Origin of the sequence: Acinetobacter sp. WCHAc060025, assembly GCF_004209355.1 — a bacterium.
GTDB classification, from domain to species: domain Bacteria; phylum Pseudomonadota; class Gammaproteobacteria; order Pseudomonadales; family Moraxellaceae; genus Acinetobacter; species Acinetobacter wuhouensis.
Map to the genome: position 1 here is coordinate 24,988 of NZ_SGSX01000016.1, position 25,305 is coordinate 50,292.

The window sequence follows — 25,305 nt, forward strand, 5'->3', positions numbered from 1 at the left end:
GTAACTTTCAGTGAAATAATGTATGGATGAACACAGTTACTTTCATTTAATAGCCATCAATTTTCTTAAAAACCTATCTCAATCCAAAATCAAGCTGCACCGACTTTAGGGCTTGCCCCAATTTGCCAAACAAAAGGTAAAGGTTCACGATTGACTTCCCAATCACCAATAACTTTCTCTTTATAAATAAGTGGATTATGCGAAGAAACAACTCGTGCATTACGCCAAAAGCGATCAAGCTGTTTTGCTGTTGTACTTGCCGAAGCACCCAATGAATTAAACAATTGACTAGTCAAATCCAATACCAATTCAGAAATAACCACCTGCCCTTGAGAAGACTCAAGCTCTGCATCATTATTGGCTTGAATATTTTTAACTTCAGACTCACCAAAATGGCTAATATAAGCACGTTGTAACGCTTCAGCTGTACGAATAGTAATACTTTCACTTGCATAAGCCCGTGAAGATGCTTTACCAATCACTTGTAAAATTTGTGGATCATTACGTACCAAATCAGCATTACCATGACTGAAAATACGATCACGCTTTTGCACTTCATGCACAAATGTTGCAACGGCTGCATGTGCAATACCCGCCAAAGTTGCTAAATGAAACACTTGGTAAAATGCAGTTTGATATTTAAAACGCTGATCAAAAGGTAAAATATGATCACGTTCGATAGCAACATCGTTCAATGTTAATGTGCCACTACCCGTGGTTCTTTGACCAAAACCATCCCAATCATCTAGAACTTCCACGCCTGAAGCATGACGTGAAATCGCAGCAATCACATGCTGATCAGTCGTTTCATCATAGGCGAATAAATCCACCCAATCGGCAAAGATTGTCCCTGTTGAATAATATTTTTTACCATTCACCAAGAGTTGATTATTCTTTTGCGTCACACGAGTAATAACATCACCGATTTTCACCTGACCAATTTCAGTCCACGCATTGCCTGCTAAGTCACCTTGAACAAAGCGCTTAAACCAGAGTTCTTGGCTTTCAAATTTATGCGCATTTAAACGATCTTCAACGAATGCAAAATGCCCACGCAAAGCCTGAACAATATTTGAATCTGCCTTAGCAAGCTCAATCAGTAATTGAAATAATTGAGGGATTGAAACACCATCACCTCCAAACTTCACAGGTACACGTAACGCGCCAAATCCTGCTTGCTTAAGCAAATTGATTTGCTCATAAGGTAAGATTCGATTTTTTTCACGCTCTACGACACCCTCTGCAATTTTTTCAAAGATTGGACGATACTTCGCAGCAACTTTTTCATAATCCGCAGAGACTGATAAATCTTCTAAAAAACGATTCTGAATATCTAAATTACCCATTTTAAAACTCCTCTTTTTAATTATTTATTATTCTTCTTAGCTCCACGCATGACGTGGCAAATGAACGTTATTTAAATAATAATTACCCACCAAGTTGAATTTCCAACGCACAGGATCATGTAAAGTATGGGTGCGCGCATTACGCCAATGACGGTCTAAATTCAGCTCGGATAAAGTTGAACGTGTCCCTGATAATTCAAACAGTTTATTTGATGCAAGTAATGCAATTTCAGTGGTCAAAACTTTTGCTTCAGCAGTCAGTAATGCCGCTTCATTCGCCGTTTCTTCGGTTGGATCTTGAATTGCACGGTCAATTGCATCACCTGCTAAATCAAGCACAGCCTCTGCTGCACGTAATTTAATTTTTAACTCACCAATATTGGCAATGGTGTAAGGATCATCTGTTGCTTTCTCTAAACCTGAATCAATCCAAGGACGTGAGTGCAAACGGACATACTGAATGGTTTCTTCAATCGCACCACGTGCAATCCCCGCATCCACAGCGGCTTGAATAAATTGTGAAATTGCACCTGCCGCAGTTGGTCGCTCAAAAGCTTGATGAATTGGAACAATATATTTTTCATCAACTTGAACTTGTTTTAACAACACGGTACCACTTGCTGTAGTACGCTGACCGAAACCAGACCAATCATTGACAATTTCAAGCCCATTGGTTGTACGTGGTGTTAGTGCAACTACAGGTAAACCTTGCTCATTCACTGCAACAACAGGAACCCAATGCGCCAACAATGCACCTGTTGCAAAGAATTTTTGACCATTGATTTCATAACCTTGTGCCGTTTTATGGATCTTGGTTTCTAAATCCCCAACGGTTTTACTGCCTTTTTCTGAGAATGCATTCCCTAGACGGCGACCTTTTAGAATTTCTGAGAAGAAAAACTGTTGTTGTTCTGGGCTTGCATCTAAACGCAAATGTTCAATGAACGCCCAATGGTTTTGTGCAATTTGCCCCAATGAAGGATCTACACTTGAAATGGTTTTAACCACTTCTGCCAAAGTACGATATTTTACCCCTGCGCCACCAAATGCTTTAGGAATGTTAATGCCCCACAAGCCACTTTGTGAATATTGTTGAATTTCTTCAAGTGGTAAACGACGTTCATGGTCACGTTGAGAAGCTTCTTTGGCAAATTCTTTGGCTAAATTCTGTGCCACTTGAATGGCTTCTTCATCAGATTGAATCACATGCGCATCATGATTCAATTCGAAAAATTGTAAAGGTACAGCCGTCTGAGAAGAAAAATTATTTTGATTTAAATCAGTCATTACAAATACTCTTTTTTAAATAGGTATGAATTTAAACTAGCACTATTTTTTGATTATATTTATACAAATAAATGCTTTTATTATTCAGGTTGAATTTATAAATTTATCACAAAAAATGATAATTCATAAAAAACAAATAAAGCCTAAATAAAACAATGTTTATTTAGGCTTTTAATATATTTTAGATACAATCATTCTGAATAAGACGATTTAAATAATCATTAAAATGGTTAAATCTTAAATAACTTTATATATTAGACCTCTTGCGTAAATCAAAAAATAAGCAAACATTAAATCCAAATATTAATCTAAAAAGTATCAGGAGTTCCTTCTCCCTTTGGGATGAGGAGGTAACTCCGCAAGAGGATGAGGGGATTTTTTAAAGAGAACCTCTCCCTAACCCTCTCCTGCCAGGAGAGGGAACCTCCATTTTTGGCTCATTCACTTTGGAAATCACTTTCGCAAGAGGTCTATTAAACAGAAAATTCTATATAAAACGCTACATAACTAACTGGCTTCAGAAAATTTTCCTGAGTTCTCCTTATCATGAGGGTGACGGAACTGTGCACCACGGTGATATTCAGGTAAATGCGCCCCTGCACCAAACAACTTCTCTCGCAAAGTTCCCTCACGATACGCAGTTTGATAAACACCACGGCGTTGTAGCTCAGGTACGATATGCTCAACCACATCGATAAAACTTTGATGTGCAAGTATATAAGCTAGATTAAAACCATCGACATCGGTATCATCCACCCAATGTTGCAATTCATCTGCAACCGTCGAGGCTGAACCAACCAGTACTGGACCATTACCTCCAACACTGTTCCAATGTGCAATTTCTTCAATCGTCCACACCCGATTAGGGTCTGCATTGACATAAGCATCTAACATCGATTGAATCGCATTGGTTTTAATATATTCAACTTGATCATGCGGTTGATACTGTGAAAAATCCACACCTGACCATCCCGAAACCAAAGTCAATGCGCCATCATAACTCCCATAAGATTGATATTCTTTGAACTTTTCTTTTGCTTTTTGATCTGTGTCATCCGTCACAATAGATAATAAGGTATAAATTTTAACAGAATATGGATCACGTCCTTCTTCACGCAATTTTTGTCGAATACTCTGAACCACTTTCTTCGCAGCGACTTTTGAAGGTGGTGCAATAAAAATACATTCTGCATTTTGACTGGCGAACTGCTGCCCACGAGATGAAGCTCCAGCTTGATACAATACTGGAGTCCGTTGAGGTGAAGGCTCACAGATATGAATTCCAGGAACCTTAAAATATTTCCCTTCATGTTCAATAGGATGAACCTTACTATGATCTGCAAATATACCTGCTTGTTTATCTCTTAAAACTGCATCATTTTCCCATGAACCTTCCCATAATTTATATAAAACTTCTAAGTATTCATCAGCAATATCATAACGGTCATCATGATTGAGTTGCGTCTTTAGACCCAGATTCTTTGAACCACTTTCCAAATAAGACGTGACAATATTCCAACCGACTCGTCCTTTAGTCAAATGATCCAAAGTACTAATTCGACGAGCAAAAGGATAAGGATGTTCAAAAGAAATCGATGTCGTCACCCCGAAACCTAGATGCTTAGTCACGGCTGCCATCGCAGGGACAATTTGCAAAGGATCATTGACAGGTACTTGTACAGCACCTGTTAGCGCATGTTCAGCACTATGATGATAGACATCATAAATTCCAAGTACATCCGCAATAAAAATACCATCAAACAACCCTTTTTCTAAAATCTTGGCAAGATCTGTCCAATATTCAATATCTTTGTATTCTGTTGAACGATCGGCAGGATGTCGCCATAAACCAGGAGATTGATGAGCAATACAATTCATTTCAAAGGCATTAAAGCTAATCTTTTTAGTCATCTCTTTTCACGCGATAAATAATATTATCTTCATCCTAAGCTATTTAATGATGTTTCTTTATTCAAAATTATTTAAACATTATGAGTATTTTATTTATAATAAATTTTAAATTTATTATCTAGAATTAATATATGACTCAATACATGAATATGATTTTAATATTCAATGAAGTTTCAATTAAAACCAGTATTTGATTTGAATGATATGCTGATTAAATGCATTTTTAGAACAGATTGTTCTCAATTCGATACATGATTTCATCAACTATTTAACCTAATCATCGTTATACTTGATTGACATGATCCACGATAAATGAAGGAATAACATCCATGTCAGAACAAGAAAAAATAAGCAATCACGAAATCATTTATGCAATTCAACCCATCGAATTTCGACTAGATTTAAAAGATCCTTTCCTTTTTACAGCGCATCATATTGACCATTTCCCTATAGGCAATGAGCAAATGCAACCTGTCACGCCACCAACCGATGATAAACCTTATCGTATGTACTATAGCGAAACAGGAGTGCCAGGTTTTCCAGAACACCCACATACAGGTTTTGAAACCATTACCTTTGTTGAAAGTGGCTATGTTGATCATTTTGATTCTTTAGGCAATAGTGGTCGTTATGGTGCAGGCGATGTGCAATGGCTGAGTACAGGAAATGGTATTGAACACTGTGAAATGTTCCCACTTTTACATACAGATAAAGAAAATCCTTTTGAATTATTTCAAATTTGGTTCAACTCATCTCCGCAAGAGAAAACCGAAGATCCAGCGTATAAAATGATGTGGCGTGAACATATTCCGCATGTCATCGAAACAGATGCACAAGGTGTAAAGGCAGATATTCGTGTGGTATCTGGTGAGTTTAAATCTCAACAAGCTTTAGAACGACCTAAAAACTCTTGGGCACATGCCAAAGAGAATAAAGTGAATATTTTCATGATTCAGCTTGATCCACATGCTGAACTGACGATTCCTGCGACCACAGCGACATCCAACCGCTTTTGCTATTTTTATAATGGACCGACTTTAGAGATTGAATGTGAAACGATTCCATTTAAACACTTGGTTGAGTTGAAATCAGATGTGGATATTCATCTAAAAAATGGCGCAGAAATTGGACGAATCATGTGGCTGGAAGGTGAACCGATTGACGCACCTGTCGCAATGCGTGGACCATTCGTACTGAATTCTGATGAAGAGCTCAACACAGCATTTGCCCGCTATCGCCAAACACATTTTGGAAAATGGCCTTGGGAATCGACTGCACCAGTGTTTAAAAGAGATCAACCTCGCTTTGCAAGCTATAACAAAGGCGAAGAAGTTGAATACCCTGAAACAGCTTCATAACTAAATAACTGATGTTACTCAGAGAGTACATTATGGGACGCTTCTACATTTTTAATGTATGAGGGCTGATTACCATCAATGATTATTACAAAATTACTAGGGGCTGTGATTTCAAATCAGTGGTGCTATCGCGTTAGGCGACAGGGATGTCGCCGTTGGACATGAGGAGTATACTCCGAAGACAGGAGATCTTGCGAAGCCTCACTTCTCATATCCAACAAAGGATTTTGGTTACTTTGATCCTTCAAAGTGACAAACGCCTGCACAAAGTAATTCAAACTTTGCAAGGCAAATGAGGCTGTGCTAACTCAAGAATATTGTTAAATAGTAAAAATTTTGAGCACTCTCAGTTTTAGACGTAGTTTAAATGCGTAACATCTGTTAATAATCAGTCAGTCGATCAATTCTTTTATTTTGATTGAATCATTAACTTTTCATTTTATGCTCAAGCGTTCTAGAAGCTTTAAAGTCTTTATAGAAATATAAAATTAAACCAAAGATTAAAACCGCAGCACCGAAAAATACCGATACAGTCGGTTTTTCATTATTTAACATTGCTCCTAAAAACATCGCAATTATCGGAGTCATCACTGTGGTCAGTGATAGTGTCGTTGCTTTAATATTTTGTACCAATTTGAAATAGCAGAACATTGCCAATAAAGATGCCATAAACACCGTATACATCAATGCCAACAATGATTTTGTATTGGGAATATGGGTAGGAACATGTTGCCAAATAAAAGGGATAATACAAATTGCAAACAGTGTTGAAATGAGAATAGAACCCGTTGCCTGAGCCATTGGGACAACGTCTGCATTAACTTTTTTCACCCAAAAGATCGACAGTGCATAAGTAAACACACTCATCAACATCAGTGCAATCCCAATCGGATGTACATGCTGACTTGCACCACTACTGGTACAAATAATCGCTAAACCACATACTGCAACGAGCATTCCCAACCATTGAATGCCCAATAATCGTTGACCAAAACCAAAACGACCAATCAAACCCGCCATGATTGGTGCGAGTCCAAACATCAATGCGATCATGCCTGAACTCAAATAACTGGTTGCTGCATAAGTAAATATTTGCGAACCAATAAAACTAAAAGAACCTGCTAAATAACTGTGTAGCGCAATTTTATTGAGGGGAAGCTTTACTTGAAGAATCAGTAAAAGTAAACCTGCAAGCGGTAAGGCAATAAAGAATCGTAAAACCAATGCCCACATCATATGTAAATCAGACACACTCCAGACAATCGCTAAAGGTGTACTCGCCCAGATGAAGACCAATAAAATATAGGTCATCACAAGGTTAGATTTGGTGGGCATAATGTTTCCTAATCAGTCTGTCGAATAGATAGATTGTCGGTGAATCACTGACAACTCAAAGTTTGTGAGATATTCACAAGCTTTGTTTTCTATAATAAATATTGGATATGAAATTAAATTGAAAAACACATTGAAAATTTTTCTAAGATTCAATGCCGCTTTAATTGGGATTAATGCAAAAAATATTCACTTGTGAATAAGGTCGGTCGAAACAACACTGAAATTGATGCGGATTAAACAGCAGTTTTACGCTTTTGCTTTTGAATCGTTTGATCTAAGCTACTTGAAAACTCACGCTTATCACGTTCAGAAATGGGAGGTGGTCCCCCTGTTTGTACACCAGCACCACGTAGCGTATCCATAAAATCACGTAAATGTAAGCGTGCTTTGACATTAGCAGTTGTATACACCTCACCCCGCGGATGAATCGCCACACCACCCTTTTCAATTACTTGCGCTGCCAAAGGAATGTCTTGTGTCATGACAATATCATTTTCCTTCATACGGTCGATGATTTCTTTATCCGCTTGATCTGCGCCATGCATCACTTGAATCGAATTGATTCGTACTGAAGGCGTAATTCCGACAGATTGATTGGCAACAAAAGTGACTTCAAGTTGATAACGATCCGATGCTCGAATAATCACATCACGTAGAATTTTAGGTAATGCATCTGCATCGACCCAAAGTTTAAATGGTAGCACTACAGCTCTCGACATAAATCCATAAATTGATTCTAACAAAACCACCTAAGACTGTCTTTTCTATCTCGGATAATTTTTCGGAAATCGACTGAATTAATATCAATGGGTTGTAGAGGAATAGCATTAATTCTAAATAATCATTTCTAACTTTGCTCAAATTATACAAGTTTGAGTCATATTTATATTTAATCGCAAGTTTTTCTTATGATTTTACATTTCCAGACTTGAAATATGACAATCACCCTCGATTTAATAACATAAGCGAAGCATTGAATATTGCGAATATGAACAATCAAAACAGCCCTGAAACAATTATCATAGAAGATCAAAATTTTGGCAGCCACGTTGAACATTGGAATCTGTTAACGGAAGACCCGACCTTGGAAGTTCCAAAGTGGTTAGGTTTGGCGCTGAATGAACCTGTGATGCCCATGGGTTTATGTTCAAAAGAATGTGATATGGATGAATCAACTTGGTTGATTCAAGGTCCAAATGGTTCTGCAATTCAGCTTTGCCAAGTGATTGATGTTGAAAATAATAAGCCCAAAGCAGTTAAAACTGCATTTCCAAGTTTTGAAAGTCCTTATCAACTGAATGCTTCTATTGACCGTATTATCACTTGTAAAACCAATACTCAAGCTGTGCTCAGTTTAAAAGTGGGTAGCAACAGTGTCGTGTATGCTTTTGATAGCTTATATAGTGTCAATGGCCATCGCTATGATAAAAATCAGCAATATAAAGTACAACTCAATGCTTGGGCATACGAACTTGAAAAAGTTTCTGATCACGAGCAAATCATTGTCGATGACCCTGCATCAATCAAACACCACCGTGCGCTCAACGATATTCTTTCTCAAAATAACGGTGTTGCACCAGAGAATCTTCAAGAACTATTAGATGCTTGGGAGCCAAAGTCTGAAGATGACAAGGCTCCTGTCACTGTTGATTTTTCGAAAATGGTGGCTTACCTCTACGGCGAAACCCTTGGACAAGAAGATGAAGCGTGGTTCCAAGGCAAAGTGGTCGGCAAAACTCAAATGCAGTTTATGCAACAAGACTACGCCCTTTACGATGTCACTTTAATTCTTGAAGAAAACCAACCTGCAATTCTGGTTCGTATTGCCACCAAAGATGATGCCTATAAAAACTTTGAAATTGGACAATATATCCGTGGCAATATTTGGATTCAGGCAAATATCTATTCCATCGTATAAATTATTTATCCCAACAATTAAAGCATGCTCAAATCAGCATGCTTTTTTATGCCCAGTGCTTTATTACATACCTTGTAACATTTTTTTGATATTCAATTTTTTTAACTTATTTATTGTGTTTTGAATTCAAAATAGCAAGTTATCCACAATTTAAATTTAAAAATAGATAATCAGTTTATTTAAATAATTTTTAACTATAGGATTTAAAGTAATTAATTCAGTATATAGAGAACCACCCCCAGATTTAAAATCCATCATAATATAAATTCAAAAATGAATTTAAAAACAGCTCGTTATTGGTTATTTTTAAACCAATAAATATCATGTGCTTGACTGTCTTTTTACTCACCAAAATTCATAGATAAGATCATTTTTCTCAATATTGTCTAAAATAAAACCAACTTATCCACAATCCGCCCATAAAATCACATTTTTAAATTCATAATCAATTTAATTATTCGACTCTATTATAAGTTTTGATCGGACAATAATAATATTTAGCGCTTTATTTAACCGACCATCTATGTTAAAAATACGACGAACCAATAGGATTTAACAATAATTTAAAAATCTGGGCTCAGTGATGAAAATTATACCTGAACAATCAATTAGTCTGATTCATGAAAATAGCGGTTTTCGCTTACGCTTGGATAAAGGAGCTTGTTGCTTTTTTGTTCTGGGTATGTTTTTAGCTGCAGTGATTATTCATCTTTTAGGCATATTTCCGACTGCTTAATCTACTCATTTGAATAAAAAAATCCCTCAATATATGAGGGATTTTTTTATTCATGAATTATATTTCCCCTCCCCTTTTATCAATATTTTTAAATATTCAAAAAAGGAAGAGGAAATAAAAATCAATTAACCATGACGTTTTGCAAAGTCATCCATGAAGTTAACCAGTGCTTGTACACCTTCTAGTGGTACAGCATTGTAAATACTTGCACGCATACCACCTACTGAACGGTGACCTGCAAGATTCAACAAATGATTTTCTTCTGCTTCTTGCAAGAATAATTTATCTAAAGCTTCATCAGCCAAAGTAAATGGTACATTCATGATTGAACGGTTTTGCACTGCGATCGGGTTATTATAAAAATCGCTAGAATCAATATAACCATAAAGCAACTTAGATTTTTCTAGGTTGGTTTTGTGCATCGCTTCAACACCACCATGCTCAAGTAACCATTCAAACACTAAACCAGATAAATACCATGCATAAGTTGCAGGCGTATTGACCATAGAATCATTTTTGGCTTGTGAACCATATTTCAATAAGCTTGGAATTTCAGGTTTTGCTTGATCTAATAAGTCATCACGGACAATCACTAAAGTTAAGCCCGCAGGACCAATATTCTTTTGCGCACCTGCATAAATCAAACCGAATTTAGACACGTCTAATGGTGCAGATAAAATGCTTGATGAAAAATCAGAAACCAATGGTTTATCTGTTTCAGGGATATTGGCAAATTGAATACCGCCAATCGTTTCATTATCTGCATAATGCACATAAGCTGCATCATTCGATAAATTCCATTGGCTTTGCTCGGTAATGGCTAATTTACCATCAATTTTTGTACCTGCTTCGATGATATTAATATCACCATAGCGTTGCGCTTCTTTAGTCGCTTTTTCTGACCAAATCCCTGTATGGATATAATCCGCTTTCGGGTTTTTACCCAATAAGTTTAATGGGATCGCAGAAAACTGTAGTGAAGCACCGCCTTGTAAGAACAACACTTTGTAGTTCTCAGGAATGTTCATCAGTTTACGTAAGTCTGCTTCTGCTTTTTCAGCGACAGCCACATAGTCTTTGCTACGATGGCTCATTTCCATGATGGATAAGCCTTTACCACGCCAATCCAACAACTCAGCTTGAGCTTTTTCTAAAACGGCAGTAGGTAATGCAGCAGGACCAGCACAGAAATTGTACGCGCGCATGAGTTTTCCCTTTTTAAAGTGAAACGAATGAAATAGGCGCATTTAACCACAATTTGCCTGTTCTTGCAGTAGCTTTGTCAGTCAATCTTTCAATGTCTTTAAAGATTTAGAATTGATATTTCAATAAGAAATTTTTAATCCTGCTTATTTTTTGCAATGAAATAGGTGACTGCTTTGTATTTTGGTTTTTGTGTGCAATACATTGCTATACCATTTAGTGATTCTGCAATACGACAGCTCACATGATTTTCAATCGCAACTGGATAAATAAAATGTTCAAAATCAAAATTCGCAGATGCCCAATTTGCAATTGCTGTCACTGCTTCTTTGCCATAGCCTGCACCATGTCGATCTTCTCGAATCCAAATCCCTAGCTCAGGTGTTCGGGAATGAACATCATGAAAACCACCCAACCCTAAAAACTCCTCGCTTTCAGTATGGCGAATGACAAATACATACTCACTTCCTTCCGCAATGTGCTGAATCCATCCTTGCCAAATTCCATCATATACTTGGCGATTTTCAGGTGGTTCCCATGACATAAAACGTGTCAATGTTGGAGTAATACAAACATAACTTTCATCAGCGTCATGTGCAGTAAAAGGTTTTAATGTGATTCGAGATGATTGAATGACTATTTTTTCATGATCCATGTTTAATTCTACTTTGATTTATTCGACTTGTGATGATTTGCAAAATAAACAATTATTGTCCAAATATCATTTTATCTATTCGTTTGAACTTATTTGCAAATAGCTTAACTCACCATCTTTCGAGACAAATAATGGTAAATTTCCTGCAAGTGCATAAATGGATTGATTATTTTTAAGAAACTCTACAGTATTGTAAAAAAACAACCATCCAGTCTCAATATCACCTTCAATACCGTAAATCATGCAGTCTGTACCATTATATTGTGATATTTCACTCAATTTTTTATCGACTAAGCGTTTTGCTGTTTCAAAATCAATCATTCACATATCCCTGCTTAACGTGAAAAATAAGCTTTAGGACTTACTTTCCACATAACGTTTAAAATTACCCAAAATCGCCTGCCATCCTGCCTGCTGTTGTTCAAGTGGATATTGATTTTCAGGATCAAATGTAATCGCCATCAACACACCTTTATTTTGTTGTTGGAATAAAATTTCAGCAGCCCGATCACCAAAGGAATAGGCAATTTTTTCATGTGGAATAACCTCTGTATAGACTCCTGCAAAATCAAAACCCATACTGCCATCTTTGGCTTCCATTCGATTTGAAAATTGACCACCGACACGCAAATCATTCTGAGAATTAACCGTATGCCAATCAGGTGAAGCGGTATTCCATTGTTGAATATCTTGAGGATTGTTATACGCATTCCAAACTACATCGATTGGTGCATAAACCCATGATTGTACTTCGATTCGAGCCATTTTTATTCTCCTTATCTTTTAGCCTAAAACTTCATTTTTAACTTAGCCCTCATTTACTAAGGCATTCGATTATAGTAGTTAAAATGAAGATTATTTTTATGTATTTAACCAATTCAAACAACAAAATAATACAGTTCATTTTTTACATTTAAGTTATTTACTCTACATCTTTCCATGTAAACTAGTTTTAAATTTAGTCAGATGAAAATGATGATGCTGATCAAATCACACCATTTAAAAAAACAAAAAGTATTCTTTTCTGCACTGCAAAAGTCACACTATTCATGTGGCCTCATACTTCTTTGTTTAGCAGCACCACTCAGCCATGCTGAAAATATTAGCTATGCACAAGCCGAGCAATTTTTGCTTGAAAACTCATATACAACTCAGACCAATAATGCGCTAAACCAAGCTTCCAAACTGCAAGCTGAAGCCGTTAAAAATATTGGATTACCCCGCGTTGACCTGAATGTGCGTGCTTATAAATTTCATACTGAGACAGATATTCCATTAAACAGTGTAAAAAACAACTTAGAACATACCCTTTCTCAAGGCGTCAATGATCGTGTTGATCAATGGCAAACTGAGCAAAATATTCCTTCAGACATTACTGATCCATTAAAGCAAGGTTTAACTCAAGGCATTCATAGCGGTATTGGACTCATTCCAGATACGGCGAATGTGGTATTAGAAGATGAAGTGATTCGCCCCACTGTTTCAGTGATGATGCCTCTTTATACTGGTGGATTAACGACAACAACAAAACACATTGCCAATTTAAAAGCGGAACGCAGTCAAGTTGATGCCAAACAACAACAAGATATGCAACGCTTCGAAATCATTCAGGCATATTTCAATGTGCAATTACAACAACAACTTTTACAAGCAAGTCAAACAAACCTTTTAGCCATGCAACACCATTACGACAATGCACTTAAAATTGAGAAGCAAGGTTTTATTAGCAAGGGGCAACGCATGCAGTTTGAAGTTGCACGAAATAATGCCGAACGCACACAACAAAGTCATTTAGGTAATTTACATAGTGCACAATTTCAACTCAAAAATTTACTCAATAAACAAAATATTGAACAATTGACCACGCCACTTTTTGTCAATAAACAGCAAAGCCAATCGTTAAATCAATTGCTGGCATCTTATCCAGAAACCTCAAATCTTGTACGCAAAATGCACATGGACACCCAACTTGCTCAGCAAAATGTCAAAATGCAAAATGCAGCAAAAAAACCGACGCTGTTTGCTTTTGGTGAATATAGTTTAGATCAAGATCAAAATTGGATCGTGGGCGTTGCCGCGCGTTATAATTTATTTTCAGGCATTGATAAGAATAAAAATGTACAAGCTGCCAAATTACAACGTTATGCGACTGAACTTATGACTGCTCGAACACAACAGGAAATTGAGAATATTATTTATAAATCTTATAGTGAACTCAGCACGGCACAACAATCGAATCAACTCTTACAACAAAATGAACAAGCAGCATTAGAAAACTTACGCATTCAAAAATTGTCATTTAAAGAAGACATGGGCACTGCGACACAAGTCATTGATGCACAAAACCAATTAAGTTTGCTCAAAACGGAAAAAGCCATCAATGCTTATAAATATGTGATATCACTTGCAAGCTTATTACAAAGTCATGGCTCAATAGATCAATTTAAAAATTATGTAAATCAGTCGAATACTGATTATATTCGTTAAGTGGAGCACGACATGAATCAAAATGAAGTTGATCAAAACAACGAAAATCAAGATCAATCGACTCCCGATACAGATCAAACCACTGCAACGCAGAAAGATGCACAGCAAAGTAGCGACAATACTGAGCAGTCCAATCCATCATCAGAGCAACCTTCACCTGAATCTTCTTTATCAGAACAACTTCATTCTACAAAAAGCGATCATGTTCAAACTGCGGAACAAACAGCGCAACAACCCACAAAAAAGAAACTAATCATTGTTGTGGCTGCAATTGTACTGATTGCCCTACTCGGCTTCATTGCTTATGGTTTATGGAAAAGTTATCAACCTAAAACTGTCGATGTACAAGGTCGTGTTGAAGCTGAAACTTTACATGTCAGCACCAAAGTCCCGAGTCGCATCGAGGGTATTTTTGTCAGTGATGGACAAAAAATTGAAAAAGGTCAGCTTCTCGTCACATTAAGTAGTCCAGAAATAGATGCAAAGAAACAACAGGCACTTGCTAGCCTTCAATCTGCCCTTGCCTTACAATCCACCGCAGATCGTGGTTCACAACAAGAAAACATTGATAGCTTATACGCCAATTGGCAAAGTTTAAAAGCTCAACAAAATCTTGCAAATACCACCTATCAGCGTGGCGCTAATTTGTATGCCCAAGGGGTCATTTCCCGCCAACGCCGTGACGAAATGCATGCAGCCGCTCAATCTGCAACTCAAATGACAGAAGCGGCTTATCAACAATATGCACGTGCTAAACGCGGTAGCACAAATGAACAAAAATCGACTGCGGATGCGCAGGTTGAAATTGCCAAAGCAGCTGTCGCTGAAGCCAATGCCTTAGATGCCGAAACCAAACTCTTTTCTCCTGTTACAGGCACAGTCTCTAAAACCTATGGCAAACCTTCTGAATTAGTTGCTATGGGTGTGCCGATTGTCAGTATTATTCAAGATGAAGAAAAATGGGTGAACTTAAATGTTCGTGAAGACCAATATGCTCAGGTCTATCAAAGCAAGACGATTGATGGCTATATTCCTGCACTGAATAAGACAGTCGCATTTAATATTAAAAATATTGATGCCGAAGGTGAGTTTGCCACGATTAAAACCACACGCCAAACAGGTGGCTATGACATCCGAAGTTTTAAAGTCAAACTTACACCAAACCAACCACTTGCTGATTTAAAAGTCGGTATGAGTGTTATTTTTAAATTAAAAGAGAGCCAATAAACATGTGGGCAGGCATGTTTAGAGAACTTCGTTACCTAATTCAGCATAAGTGGGACTTATGCTTAGTCACACTTGCCCCACTTTTTGTCATCGTATTATTTGCTTGCATGTTTTATGAGGGTAAGGCTGAACATTTACCTATTGCAATTATTGATCAAGATCACAGCGAACTTAGCCATAAAATCGAGGAATATTTAAGTCATAACAGTGCAATTTCAATCCATACAATTACAGATAATCCGAATGAAGTTGAACGACTCATTAATCAAACTCAGGTTTGGGGCTACGTACACATTCCCAACGGTGCAGAACAGCGTCTAGTTCAAGCGCAGGATGCACAGATCAGTATTGCATTTAACCAATCTTATTTCAGTATTGGTAATACAATCTCATCTGCCATGTTAATGTCTTCCATAGAGGCCATCAGTGACTTTAGTAAAAATACATATTTAGCAAATAAAATACCTTATGTGGAGTTTCCTACAGCCAATGTAAAAATTTCTCCCTTATTCAATCCAAACCTCAGTTATGAACTTTATTTAGAACCGTTTTTAATTCCGGCAATTTTGCATCTACTCTTATGCTGTTGTGTAGCGTTCTCAGTGGGTCAAGAACTGAAATATAAAACCACTCATCAATGGGTCAATCAACAATCTGTTTTTAGCGCATTATTGGCTAAAAATTTAGTCTATGTGCTGATCTTCTGCTTTTGGACTTGGCTATGGATGTTTTGGTTGGTTGAAATACGTGGATGGTTTGTTGCAGGAAACCTCTGGATGATTCTGCTAGGACAATTTTTACTGTATTCGGCTTATGCATTCATCAGCAGTACAGCAGTACTAGCAACACAAAATCTGTCTAAAACCTTTGGCTTTATTGCGGTCTATGGGGGGTCATCTTTAAGTTTTGCAGGTGTTACACTTCCCCTAAATAATGCACCTATTTTTACAAAGTTTTGGGCAAATATTATCCCTTACACCCCCTATGCAAAATTACAAACTGAACAATGGGTGGTTGGCAGTCCGATCATGATTTCAATGATCCCTCTAGCTATATTAGTCGCTTATTGTGTTTTCTATTACTTCATTGCAAGTGTGCTTCTTAAGAAGAATCTAAAAGGAGCAGAACATGGCGCATAATCATCAAGAGCCTTTCTTTAAAGCACTTTTAAGAGGTTATCTGCAAACCTTTAAAAATATATTTAAAAACTCATCTATTTTTACCACGATGGTTTTATCCATTGTGCTCTATAGTTTTTTTTATCCAACCGCTTATAAAGCAGAAACAGCTGAAAATCTGCCGATAATTATTGTCGATGAAGAGCAAAGTTTTCTAAGCAACACGATTATCTCCCAAGTTGCCAAAAGTCCTAATGTCAAAATTGCAGAAGTTACTGGAAATTTTGAACATGCCAAACAAATGATTCAGCAGCAAAAAGCAGATGGAATTCTGTTACTACCTGAAAATTTAAGCAATAGTGTTATGCGTGGTGAAACTGGTGGTATTGGTTTATATCTCAGTAGTGCATATTTTCTAAAAACCAAAGAAATTGGAGTTGGACTTGGTACTGCTATCGAAAATACCATTGCAGAACAGATTCAAAAATTTGGCAAAGTGAGTCATTTCCATCCAGCGATTCCGATTCATCAAATCCCATTGTTTAACACATTATCAGGTTATGGAAGCTATATTTTCCCTGCGATTGCCCCACTCATCATTCACCAAACCATTGTTTTGGGACTCTGTATGCTGATTGCAGGTTATCGTGAGCAAAAATGGAGTGTAAAAGCCCCTGAGTTTTTTGGTATATATTTAGCAGCACTGAGCATAGGTTGTATGGGCTGTTTCTATCTATTTGGTTTTACCTTTTGGCTGAATGATTATCCACGTGGTGGGAACTTTTGGGGCATGCTCTTTGCTGTACCTATCTTTATCAGTTGCGTGATTGCTATGGCAATGCTTTTAGCTAGTTATCTTGATATTTCTGAACGTGCAGGTCATTTGATCGTGTTTACCTCTATTCCGCTGTTTTTGCTGTCTGGTGCAGCTTGGCCCTTACAAGCCATGCCGATGTGGATGCAACATTTTTCTAGTATTTTACCTTCCACACAAGGCATTAATTTATTTATTCAACTTAATCAAATGGGTGTACCAAGCTCTACCATAGTACCTAAATTGATTTATCTGGTTTGCTTAACATTTGTTTTAATGATTTGGGCATATTACAGATTGATTAATACTTATAAAAAATAAGCATCAATATTCCAACTATTATTTATATAATTAATTAAACTAAGCAATTCTATTGAATCATTAAATTAAACTGAATTATTTTTAAACAATCAAACACATTTTCGACAAAAATGTTAGTAATACGCACAAAAATAGCGTCAAAATAGACCATTTTCGAAATACTCTGAACATTCAGAATCTCCCAAATACAACTCCCACAGTACTTGTCGGGGGATTTTTTGCGTGTTTGTCATAGAGTTTTCCTTTTCGCCAAAATCTGAATTTTAAGGGCTCAGTATGAAGAAAATGAAAATTAGCCTCGCTTGGCAAATTGTTATTGCGCTCTTCTTAGGTATTCTTGTTGGTGCATTCCTGCACAACACTCCCGAACTTCGCAGTGATATTGTTGCGAATTTCTTACAACCATTAGGTAAGATTTTCATCAATCTTATTAAGATGATTGTCGTTCCGCTTGTGCTTTCCATGCTGATTTTAGGGATTGCCAATGCTGGAGATAGTAAAAGTGTCGGTAAACTGGGTTTTAAAACCATTGTTTATTTTGAAGTCATTACCACTGTTGCAATTATTGTCGGCTTAGTCGCTGCGAATGTGTTCCAGCCTGGTGCTGGTATTGATATGTCTACACTGACTACTTCTGATATTTCACAGTATCAGCAAACCACACAAGAAGTTAGCCAGCAATCCCATGGTTTGGTGAATACTGTTCTTTCACTAATTCCATCGAATATTTTTGCCGCCATGAATGATGGGCACATGTTGCCAATTATTTTCTTTGCTGTGATTTTCGGGATCGGTTTAGGTTCTCTTGCCAAAGAAACCAAACAGCCTTTAATTGACGTGTTAAAAGCTGTTTCTGAAACCATGTTCAAAGTCACTCACATGATCATGATGTTTGCGCCTTTTGGTGTATTCGGTTTGATCGCTGCGACTGTTGCTAACTTTGGTTTCAGCTCTCTGATTCCACTCGTTAAACTCGCTGCACTGGTTTATGGCGCAATCTTATTCTTTATCTTTATCGTATTAGGTTTTGTGGCTAAATTCTGTGGATTCAGTATTTTCACGCTGATCAAAATCTTAAAAGATGAATTAATCCTCGCCTACTCAACTGCAAGCTCTGAAACCGTTTTACCCCGTATGATGGAAAAAATGGAAGCTTATGGTGCACCGAAGTCAATTACTAGTTTTGTGGTACCGATTGGTTATTCGTTTAACTTAGATGGTTCTACACTCTATCAAAGTATTGCTGCGATCTTCATTGCACAGCTTTATGGTATTGACCTTTCTTTGACTCAACAAGTCGTACTTGTATTAACTTTGATGATTACCTCTAAAGGAATCGCAGGTGTACCTGGTGTGTCTTTTGTGGTGTTATTGGCAACTTTAGGCAGTGTGGGTATTCCGCTTGAAGGGCTTGCATTTATTGCAGGTATTGACCGTATCTTAGATATGGCGCGTACTGTGTTGAATGTGATTGGTAATGCACTTGCTGTTCTTGTGATTAGTAAATGGGAAGGCAAATTCGATACTGAAAAACAAAAATCTTATAACTTTGATGCAACCCATTAATTTTAAGATTTGAAATAAAAACCACCTTCGGGTGGTTTTTATTTTTCAGAACAGAACATTTCGATCGTATCTTGTAAAACTTTTTCAGTCTCATTCAAAGCTATGCTTGCTTTCTTGGGCAATAAAATCACCTTTATTTTATCATGATCTACATCAATCATACCTTGCGTCGCATAGCCTGCTTTAGCGACACAAATATTCCAATTATAATGTTGCATACCATGAAGCATTAAAAATTCGACCTTCCACTCTGCTTGTTTAGCAAAGTTTATCTTCCCCAAAGAATTGGTAAGTTTTTTGTCAAACTGCGCATCTATTTTTGCAGGATGCACCTCTGTCATTAATATAACTTTAGCCTTTTCAATTGGCTGATTGTGCTCATCAACCACTGTCACTTCAAGTTCTGGCTTTTGAGTTTTATAAATAGGATAACAACCACTTAAAAATAATACAGCAACCAAGCTTATTGTTGTTTTATACATTTCTACCCTGCGTAAACACATACTAATTTAGAGTTTCCTTGTGGCGTTTCCTCTAAAATACTTTCAATATTCCAGTCATTCCCCATGACTTTCCTTAGATGATAAGTCACAGTAGCAGGTTTTCCTTGAAAAACCAGATAATAAATCCCCGATTCCCCTTCTTCCGATTTGAAGCCTTGTAATGCAATTTTTATGACCTTACTTCCTAATGCATTAAAATTGACTGCAAAATCATGTTGCTCAATGTGTTTTGTTTTGTAATATTGATAGCCTTGAATACCTAAATATTTGTTTTTACCCAATTGAACAGTATGTCCTGCTTTATTCACTTTGATGCCTTTTTCATATTGATCATGAACATCATTCACTAAAGCAATCATTGGATTGGGCATTTCACAATTGATCGCTTGACGATTAATAAGACTGCTTATTTGAATGTCTTTGGCATGTAGAAGTTGGATACTTGTTAATGAAAATAAAGTTAAAATAATTTTAAGCATAGAAAATATGACCTTATTCTTATCAATTAAAAATAGCATTGCCCATAAAGTAAAAACCACATGAAAGTGGTTTTACTCAATTTTGTTGAGATTCTATATACAGTCTAATGTCATGCAATAAGATAAGCGATTAAAATAATAAAGACTTGCAAGCTCATCACTGTTCCAAACCACAACCAACCTTTTTGGCGTAACGCGACTCGATCTATACTTTGATAATTGACTGTTTTTATCATTTTAGCACCCTCATTCATTCTTCACTGAATTGCATAGATATGGAGCAAAAAATCTATCCTTATCTAAACAATTTAAATGAAGCAAAAAATAAACCAAGGTTTCAAATGTAACAATATTTATTCATTTTTTAAATTCCACGATGAAAAAAGAAAAACTGCCATAGTGCCTGCCAAGTTCACAGCTAATTCTGCATGTCTTGCAGATGGTTTAAAATTTTTCTTTCCTTGACCATGTGCATCCCCTACTTTATTTCTTAAAGCACCTAAACCTTCCACAACAGAATTACAACCACCTAGAATTTGTTTAAAAACTTTTTCTGTATGCTGCGATGGAGCAAGATTTAATTCATTACTAACTAAACGGTAAAGATGATTTATTTCAGGTGCATTACCATAATCAATTTGCATATCATCAAGGATATGTTTACATGTAGATTCTAATAGTGAACGAGCTATAGTAATTGCCCCCTCAGGATCAGAGTTCCTACGCTCTAGTGCTTTTTGCCATATCTGATGAATATAATCTGAACTAAGTTTATCTAAAGTACTTATTACCAGTTGATCCAGAGGAGTAGTATCTAAGTTTTCAAGCACATCAAATAGTTCATTAAATTCGTTATAAATTAGATTTTTACAATCTTGATAACTATTAAAATTATATTTTAAATACTCAGAAAATTGATCTAATGAACGTGAATTTTTTAGTATGCTAGGTATATATTGACTTAAGCTTTTAATTGCAATTATCTCATTACGCAGTTCTAAAAATGTGTCATTCGCTCCCTGATGATGTTCATCCATAGCACGAGCAATAAGAAGTTCTTGTATTGACAATACTTTTTCAATTAATTCACTCATATTTTTAAAACCATATTTCATATTAAATAGTTTAAGCTAATCACATACAAAAAAGCCCCTTTCGGGGCTTCTTCAAATCAATTGATAACTAAATCAATCAACCAATAAACTTACGTGCATTACGGAACATACGTAACCATGCACCATCTTCAGTCCATTCTTCAGGTTTCCACGAATGCTGAATCGCACGGAAGTTACGCTCAGGATGCGGCATCATAATCGTTGCACGACCATCTTTCGACGTCACACCAGAAATCGCTTCAGGCGAACCATTCGGGTTCATCGGATACTGTTGAGTTGCATTACCCTGACTGTCTACATAACGTAAGATCACCTGATTACCTGCATTCAACGATGCAAAGTTTTCAGCAGTCGTATCTGCACGACCTTCACCATGTGCCACAGCGATTGGTAAAATTGAACCTTCCATACCTTCTAAAAGAATAGATGGAGATTTTTCAACTTTAACGTTCACAACACGCGCTTCAAACATTTCAGAGGTATTGCGACGGAAACGAGGCCAGTTGTCTGCACCTGGAATCAGTGGAGCAAGCTGTGCAAGCATCTGACAACCATTACAGATACCGACAGAGAAAGTATTGTCACGGTTGAAGAATTTTTCAAACTGATCACGCAGTTTTGGATTGAACAAGACTGATTTAGCCCAACCTCCGCCTGCGCCCAATACGTCACCGTAAGAGAAACCACCACACGCCACTAAACCTTCAAAGTCGTCTAAATCAATACGACCTGAAAGTAAATCACTCATGTGAACATCGACAGTGTTGAAGCCAACTTTATCAAATGCCGCAGCCATTTCCACATGACCGTTTACGCCTTGTTCACGTAAAATCATCATGTTAGGACGACGCTCATTGATGTATGGCGCTTCTACAGGTTCATTCAAATCGAATGTTGGTAATGCAATAATACCTTTATGGTTTTTATCAGCAATCAATGAATATTCAGAATCAGCTGTTTCAACGTTATCACGTAAGCGCTGGATCTGATGAGAAACTTCAGTCCAAGCCTGTTGTAATTCAGCACGTTCAAGCACTAAACCATTCACAGATAACGTGTCTGAATCATTCACTGTACCAACAACGGCAATCGCATCTTTCAAGCTAGAAGCAGCAACTTCATCCGCCAATGTTGCCCAGTCTGCTTTCGAAATCTGCAATACTGCACCAATTTCTTCTGCAAATAAGCTTTCAGTCGATTGATTTTCAAGTGCTACACCTAAGCGTGAAGCAAACATCATTTCTACAACAGTTGCGAGTAAACCACCATCACCAATGTCATGGTACGCTTTGATCAAGCCACGGTTGTTCCAGTCCTGAACCAGTGCAAAGAATGCTTTGAAATCGTCAAAGCTGTCGACGTCAGGTGTCACAGAACCGATTGCTTTATAAACCTGGGCAAGGATCGAACCACCTAAACGGAACTGACCTTTAGACAAATCAATGCGAACCAGTACTGAATCTTCATTTTTCAGTTCAGGTGTCAATGTTTTACGCACATCTAAAACCGGTGCAAATGCAGTAATCACGCCAGACATTGGTGAAGTCACAGATTTGTCTTCGCCTTCGTCATTCCATGTCGTACGCATTGACAATGAGTCTTTACCGACTGGAATTGCGATACCGAGTGCAGGACACATTTCCATACCGATGGCTTTTACACCCTCGAATAATGCTTGGTCTTCACCTTTCTGACCCGCAGCCGCCATCCAGTTTGCAGACAGTTTAATGTCGCTGATCTGTTCGATGTTGGCACACATGATGTTAGAAATGGATTCAGCAACTGATAAACGAGCTGAAGCAGCAGGATTCAACAATGCAACAGGTGGACGTTCACCCATTGCCATTGCTTCGCCTGTATAGCCTTGTAAGCTTGTGGTTGTTACAGCAGCATCTGCCACTGGAACCTGCCAGCGCCCCACCATCTGATCACGTGCAACCATACCTGTGATTGAACGGTCACCGATGGTGATCAGGAATGATTTAGATGCAACAGTTGGATTTTTCAAGACACGGAAAATCGCATCTTTTAAATCAGTCACTTGAGCAGCAGTAAAATCATCGCCTTTACGTTCAATTGTTTCATATGAACGGCTCATACGTGGAGTACCGCCAAGCATCACCTGCATTGGCATATCCACAGCTTTGTTATCAAACAATGGATCGTTTACAGTCAACTGACGTGCTTCAGTTGCTTCACCAAGAACAGCAAATGGGCAACGTTCACGCGCACAGATGGATTCAAATAATTCTAAAGATTCTGGTTTGATCGCAAGTACATAACGTTCCTGTGCTTCGTTTGACCAGATCTCCATTGGAGACATACCAGGCTCTAAAGATGGAATCTTACGAAGATCAAGGATTGCGCCTAACTCGTGATCATTGACAAGTTCAGGCATTGCATTGGAAATACCGCCCGCGCCGACATCATGTACAGATACGATTGGGTTGAAATCTTCCATTCTCCAGCAAGCATCAATCACTTCCTGGCAACGACGCTCCATTTCTGGGTTTTCACGTTGAACTGAAGCAAAATCAAGGTTTTCACCGAGTTTACCACTGTCTACAGAAGACGCTGCGCCACCACCTAAACCGATGAGCATTGCAGGACCGCCCAAAACGATCAGTAAATCGCCCGGTTGAATCGCATCTTTTTCGACATGGTCAGGACGGATGTTACCGTAACCACCTGCAATCATGATCGGTTTATGGAAACCTTTCACATCACCATTGACATTCTGTTCAAATGTACGGAAATAACCATTCAACGCAGGGCGACCAAATTCGTTATTAAACGCTGCACCACCTAAAGGACCATCAATCATGATCTGTAAAGGTGAAGCCATACGTGATGGTTTGCCGTAGTTATCTTCCCAAGGCTGTTCAAAGCCCGGAATGTTCAAGTTAGAAACGGTAAAACCTGTTAAACCTGCTTTTGGTTTACCACCACGACCTGTTGCGCCTTCATCACGGATTTCACCGCCTGAACCTGTTGCAGCCCCTGCAAATGGTGCAATCGCTGTTGGATGGTTGTGGGTTTCCACTTTCATCAGGATGTGAGCGGCCTGGCTCTTGTATTTATAAACGTGGTGACCTGTCGCTTCGTCTTTTTTCGGATAGAAACGTTGAGTATCAAAGCCCACGATCACAGAAGCGTTGTCTTTATATGCTGACAATACGTCTGTTGGAGATTCTTTATAGGTATTTTTAATCATCTGGAACAATGACAATGGCTGAACTTCGCCATCAATAGTCCATTCAGAACCAAAGATTTTATGACGGCAATGTTCAGAGTTTGCCTGGGCAAACATCATCAGTTCGATGTCGTGTGGGTTACGACCCAGTTTATTGAATGCCGCAACTAAATAGTCAATTTCTTCATCAGACAGTGCAAAACCAAACTCAGAGTTTGCTTTCACAAGTGCATCTTTGCCCTGACCTAAAATATCAATTGAATTTAAAGGCTTTGGTGCAGTTTCAGAAAATAATGCCGCAGCTTCATCAATCTGATTGAAAACGCTTTCCGTCATACGGTCATGTAAAACCTGTTTAACTGCATCAGATACGTCAGAAATACCCTTTAAAGTAAACAAAACACCGCGTTCTAAGCGGTGTACAGGCGTATTACAGTTGGCAAAAATATCAGTTGCCTTAGATGACCACGGCGAAATTGTACCGACACGAGGTGTCACTAAAATCTGGACTTCGTCACTTGCAGTTTTGCGAACTTCAAACGATGCGCCATCGTTTAAAAGCTGTAAAGCAGATTGCTGTTGTTGCTCGTTGAGCGCTTGGTCGAAAAGGTAAACCCATTGGCTTTCTATTGATTGAACAGAACTTATTGACGCCAGGCGTGCTAATAGTTGTGTTTGCTTAAAAGAAGAGTGTGCAGGTGCACCGGCAACGATAAACATGCTGTTTTTGGCT

21 protein-coding genes are annotated in these 25,305 nt (G+C 37.7%); 7 read left to right on the forward strand and 14 right to left on the reverse strand.

Translation table 11 applies throughout. The annotated features are described in order from the left end of the window. Positions 1-89 precede the first annotated feature (89 nt). The 3 genes from EXE09_RS13685 to EXE09_RS13695 form a co-directional block, all read right to left on the reverse strand. Entirely contained in the window at positions 90-1,346 is a 1,257-nt protein-coding gene (locus EXE09_RS13685; RefSeq protein WP_130117643.1) for an acyl-CoA dehydrogenase family protein, read from the reverse strand. Positions 1,347-1,382: 36 nt separating this feature from the next. Continuing rightward, positions 1,383-2,633: an SfnB family sulfur acquisition oxidoreductase gene (locus tag EXE09_RS13690; RefSeq protein ID WP_130117644.1), complete on the reverse strand. Its 1,251-nt coding sequence runs from the start codon at positions 2,631-2,633 to the stop codon at positions 1,383-1,385. Positions 2,634-3,140: 507 nt separating this feature from the next. Beyond that, positions 3,141-4,544: an LLM class flavin-dependent oxidoreductase gene (locus EXE09_RS13695; RefSeq protein ID WP_130117645.1), complete on the reverse strand. Its 1,404-nt coding sequence runs from the start codon at positions 4,542-4,544 to the stop codon at positions 3,141-3,143. Between the two features lie 329 nt (positions 4,545-4,873). On the opposite strand from EXE09_RS13695, the gene EXE09_RS13700 reads away from it, so the two are divergent. Next, a complete protein-coding gene (locus tag EXE09_RS13700; protein ID WP_130117646.1) occupies positions 4,874-5,902 on the forward strand; it encodes a pirin family protein in 1,029 nt (342 codons plus the stop codon). A 426-nt stretch (positions 5,903-6,328) separates the two neighbouring features. On the opposite strand, the gene EXE09_RS13705 is transcribed toward EXE09_RS13700, so the two are convergent. Together EXE09_RS13705 and EXE09_RS13710 are read right to left on the reverse strand one after the other, a co-directional pair. After that, positions 6,329-7,237 carry a DMT family transporter gene (locus EXE09_RS13705; protein WP_130117647.1) on the reverse strand — a complete coding sequence of 303 codons (909 nt, stop codon included), beginning with the start codon at positions 7,235-7,237 and terminating at the stop codon, positions 6,329-6,331. Between the two features lie 233 nt (positions 7,238-7,470). After that, positions 7,471-7,956 (reverse strand): YaiI/YqxD family protein, encoded by a 486-nt coding sequence (locus EXE09_RS13710; RefSeq protein ID WP_086322720.1) that lies wholly within the window; start codon positions 7,954-7,956, stop codon positions 7,471-7,473. A 269-nt stretch (positions 7,957-8,225) separates the two neighbouring features. Between EXE09_RS13710 and EXE09_RS13715 the strand changes: the two genes are divergently transcribed. Next, the gene (locus EXE09_RS13715; protein ID WP_130117648.1) at positions 8,226-9,155 is read left to right on the forward strand and encodes a hypothetical protein; all 930 of its coding nucleotides are present in this window, start codon (positions 8,226-8,228) and stop codon (positions 9,153-9,155) included. Positions 9,156-10,016: 861 nt separating this feature from the next. Here the strand turns inward: EXE09_RS13715 and serC are convergent. The 4 genes from serC to EXE09_RS13735 all read right to left on the reverse strand — a co-directional run bounded on the left by serC (position 10,017) and on the right by EXE09_RS13735 (position 12,514). Beyond that, entirely contained in the window at positions 10,017-11,096 is a 1,080-nt protein-coding gene (gene serC / locus EXE09_RS13720) for a 3-phosphoserine/phosphohydroxythreonine transaminase (RefSeq protein WP_130117649.1), read from the reverse strand. 134 nt (positions 11,097-11,230) lie between these two features. Continuing rightward, complete coding sequence (locus EXE09_RS13725) at positions 11,231-11,749, reverse strand: GNAT family N-acetyltransferase (protein ID WP_130117650.1); 519 nt, start codon at positions 11,747-11,749, stop codon at positions 11,231-11,233. Positions 11,750-11,824: 75 nt separating this feature from the next. Next, positions 11,825-12,070, reverse strand: coding sequence for a YrhB domain-containing protein (locus EXE09_RS13730; RefSeq protein WP_130117651.1), 246 nt, complete (start codon positions 12,068-12,070; stop codon positions 11,825-11,827). A 33-nt stretch (positions 12,071-12,103) separates the two neighbouring features. Then, positions 12,104-12,514 (reverse strand): SRPBCC domain-containing protein, encoded by a 411-nt coding sequence (locus EXE09_RS13735; protein ID WP_130117652.1) that lies wholly within the window; start codon positions 12,512-12,514, stop codon positions 12,104-12,106. Between the two features lie 201 nt (positions 12,515-12,715). On the opposite strand from EXE09_RS13735, the gene EXE09_RS13740 reads away from it, so the two are divergent. From EXE09_RS13740 to gltP, 5 genes are all read left to right on the forward strand, one after another. Beyond that, positions 12,716-14,236, forward strand: a complete 1,521-nt coding sequence (locus EXE09_RS13740; protein ID WP_416332367.1) for a TolC family protein — start codon at positions 12,716-12,718, stop codon at positions 14,234-14,236. Positions 14,237-14,248: 12 nt separating this feature from the next. Continuing rightward, positions 14,249-15,463, forward strand: a complete 1,215-nt coding sequence (locus EXE09_RS13745) for an HlyD family secretion protein (RefSeq protein ID WP_130117654.1) — start codon at positions 14,249-14,251, stop codon at positions 15,461-15,463. 2 nt (positions 15,464-15,465) lie between these two features. Beyond that, the gene (locus EXE09_RS13750; protein ID WP_130117655.1) at positions 15,466-16,602 is read left to right on the forward strand and encodes an ABC transporter permease; all 1,137 of its coding nucleotides are present in this window, start codon (positions 15,466-15,468) and stop codon (positions 16,600-16,602) included. Continuing rightward, positions 16,592-17,716 (forward strand): ABC transporter permease, encoded by a 1,125-nt coding sequence (locus EXE09_RS13755; RefSeq protein ID WP_130117656.1) that lies wholly within the window; start codon positions 16,592-16,594, stop codon positions 17,714-17,716. The genes EXE09_RS13750 and EXE09_RS13755 overlap by 11 nt, the downstream gene beginning before the upstream one ends. 276 nt (positions 17,717-17,992) lie before the next feature. Further along, positions 17,993-19,282 carry a glutamate/aspartate:proton symporter GltP gene (gene gltP / locus EXE09_RS13760; RefSeq protein WP_130117657.1) on the forward strand — a complete coding sequence of 430 codons (1,290 nt, stop codon included), beginning with the start codon at positions 17,993-17,995 and terminating at the stop codon, positions 19,280-19,282. Positions 19,283-19,320: 38 nt separating this feature from the next. On the opposite strand, the gene EXE09_RS13765 is transcribed toward gltP, so the two are convergent. The 5 genes from EXE09_RS13765 to purL all read right to left on the reverse strand — a co-directional run bounded on the left by EXE09_RS13765 (position 19,321) and on the right by purL (position 25,292). Next, on the reverse strand, positions 19,321-19,764 hold the full coding sequence (locus EXE09_RS13765) for a hypothetical protein (RefSeq protein WP_228257215.1): 444 nt from the start codon (positions 19,762-19,764) through the stop codon (positions 19,321-19,323). 2 nt (positions 19,765-19,766) lie between these two features. Then, the gene (locus EXE09_RS13770; protein ID WP_130117658.1) at positions 19,767-20,264 is read right to left on the reverse strand and encodes a hypothetical protein; all 498 of its coding nucleotides are present in this window, start codon (positions 20,262-20,264) and stop codon (positions 19,767-19,769) included. A 110-nt stretch (positions 20,265-20,374) separates the two neighbouring features. Next, positions 20,375-20,500, reverse strand: a complete 126-nt coding sequence (locus tag EXE09_RS19145; RefSeq protein WP_265937153.1) for a KGW motif small protein — start codon at positions 20,498-20,500, stop codon at positions 20,375-20,377. 117 nt (positions 20,501-20,617) lie between these two features. Beyond that, on the reverse strand, positions 20,618-21,358 hold the full coding sequence (locus EXE09_RS13775) for an abortive infection family protein (protein WP_130117659.1): 741 nt from the start codon (positions 21,356-21,358) through the stop codon (positions 20,618-20,620). A gap of 97 nt (positions 21,359-21,455) precedes the next feature. Beyond that, positions 21,456-25,292 (reverse strand): phosphoribosylformylglycinamidine synthase, encoded by a 3,837-nt coding sequence (purL, locus tag EXE09_RS13780; RefSeq protein ID WP_130117660.1) that lies wholly within the window; start codon positions 25,290-25,292, stop codon positions 21,456-21,458. Positions 25,293-25,305 lie beyond the last annotated feature (13 nt).

What these genes read in the sequence shown, in the direction of transcription:
- EXE09_RS13685 (WP_130117643.1), bottom strand. Translation starts at nt 1,346, where the DNA reads ATGGGTAATTTAGATATTCAGAATCGTTTTTTAGAAGATTTATCAGTC.
- EXE09_RS13690 (WP_130117644.1), bottom strand. Translation starts at nt 2,633, where the DNA reads ATGACTGATTTAAATCAAAATAATTTTTCTTCTCAGACGGCTGTACCT.
- EXE09_RS13695 (WP_130117645.1), bottom strand. Translation starts at nt 4,544, where the DNA reads ATGACTAAAAAGATTAGCTTTAATGCCTTTGAAATGAATTGTATTGCT.
- EXE09_RS13700 (WP_130117646.1), top strand. Translation starts at nt 4,874, where the DNA reads ATGTCAGAACAAGAAAAAATAAGCAATCACGAAATCATTTATGCAATT.
- EXE09_RS13705 (WP_130117647.1), bottom strand. Translation starts at nt 7,237, where the DNA reads ATGCCCACCAAATCTAACCTTGTGATGACCTATATTTTATTGGTCTTC.
- EXE09_RS13710 (WP_086322720.1), bottom strand. Translation starts at nt 7,956, where the DNA reads ATGTCGAGAGCTGTAGTGCTACCATTTAAACTTTGGGTCGATGCAGAT.
- EXE09_RS13715 (WP_130117648.1), top strand. Translation starts at nt 8,226, where the DNA reads ATGAACAATCAAAACAGCCCTGAAACAATTATCATAGAAGATCAAAAT.
- serC (WP_130117649.1), bottom strand. Translation starts at nt 11,096, where the DNA reads ATGCGCGCGTACAATTTCTGTGCTGGTCCTGCTGCATTACCTACTGCC.
- EXE09_RS13725 (WP_130117650.1), bottom strand. Translation starts at nt 11,749, where the DNA reads ATGGATCATGAAAAAATAGTCATTCAATCATCTCGAATCACATTAAAA.
- EXE09_RS13730 (WP_130117651.1), bottom strand. Translation starts at nt 12,070, where the DNA reads ATGATTGATTTTGAAACAGCAAAACGCTTAGTCGATAAAAAATTGAGT.
- EXE09_RS13735 (WP_130117652.1), bottom strand. Translation starts at nt 12,514, where the DNA reads ATGGCTCGAATCGAAGTACAATCATGGGTTTATGCACCAATCGATGTA.
- EXE09_RS13740 (WP_416332367.1), top strand. Translation starts at nt 12,716, where the DNA reads ATGAAAATGATGATGCTGATCAAATCACACCATTTAAAAAAACAAAAA.
- EXE09_RS13745 (WP_130117654.1), top strand. Translation starts at nt 14,249, where the DNA reads ATGAATCAAAATGAAGTTGATCAAAACAACGAAAATCAAGATCAATCG.
- EXE09_RS13750 (WP_130117655.1), top strand. Translation starts at nt 15,466, where the DNA reads ATGTGGGCAGGCATGTTTAGAGAACTTCGTTACCTAATTCAGCATAAG.
- EXE09_RS13755 (WP_130117656.1), top strand. Translation starts at nt 16,592, where the DNA reads ATGGCGCATAATCATCAAGAGCCTTTCTTTAAAGCACTTTTAAGAGGT.
- gltP (WP_130117657.1), top strand. Translation starts at nt 17,993, where the DNA reads ATGAAGAAAATGAAAATTAGCCTCGCTTGGCAAATTGTTATTGCGCTC.
- EXE09_RS13765 (WP_228257215.1), bottom strand. Translation starts at nt 19,764, where the DNA reads ATGTATAAAACAACAATAAGCTTGGTTGCTGTATTATTTTTAAGTGGT.
- EXE09_RS13770 (WP_130117658.1), bottom strand. Translation starts at nt 20,264, where the DNA reads ATGCTTAAAATTATTTTAACTTTATTTTCATTAACAAGTATCCAACTT.
- EXE09_RS19145 (WP_265937153.1), bottom strand. Translation starts at nt 20,500, where the DNA reads ATGATAAAAACAGTCAATTATCAAAGTATAGATCGAGTCGCGTTACGC.
- EXE09_RS13775 (WP_130117659.1), bottom strand. Translation starts at nt 21,358, where the DNA reads ATGAGTGAATTAATTGAAAAAGTATTGTCAATACAAGAACTTCTTATT.
- purL (WP_130117660.1), bottom strand. Translation starts at nt 25,292, where the DNA reads ATGTTTATCGTTGCCGGTGCACCTGCACACTCTTCTTTTAAGCAAACA.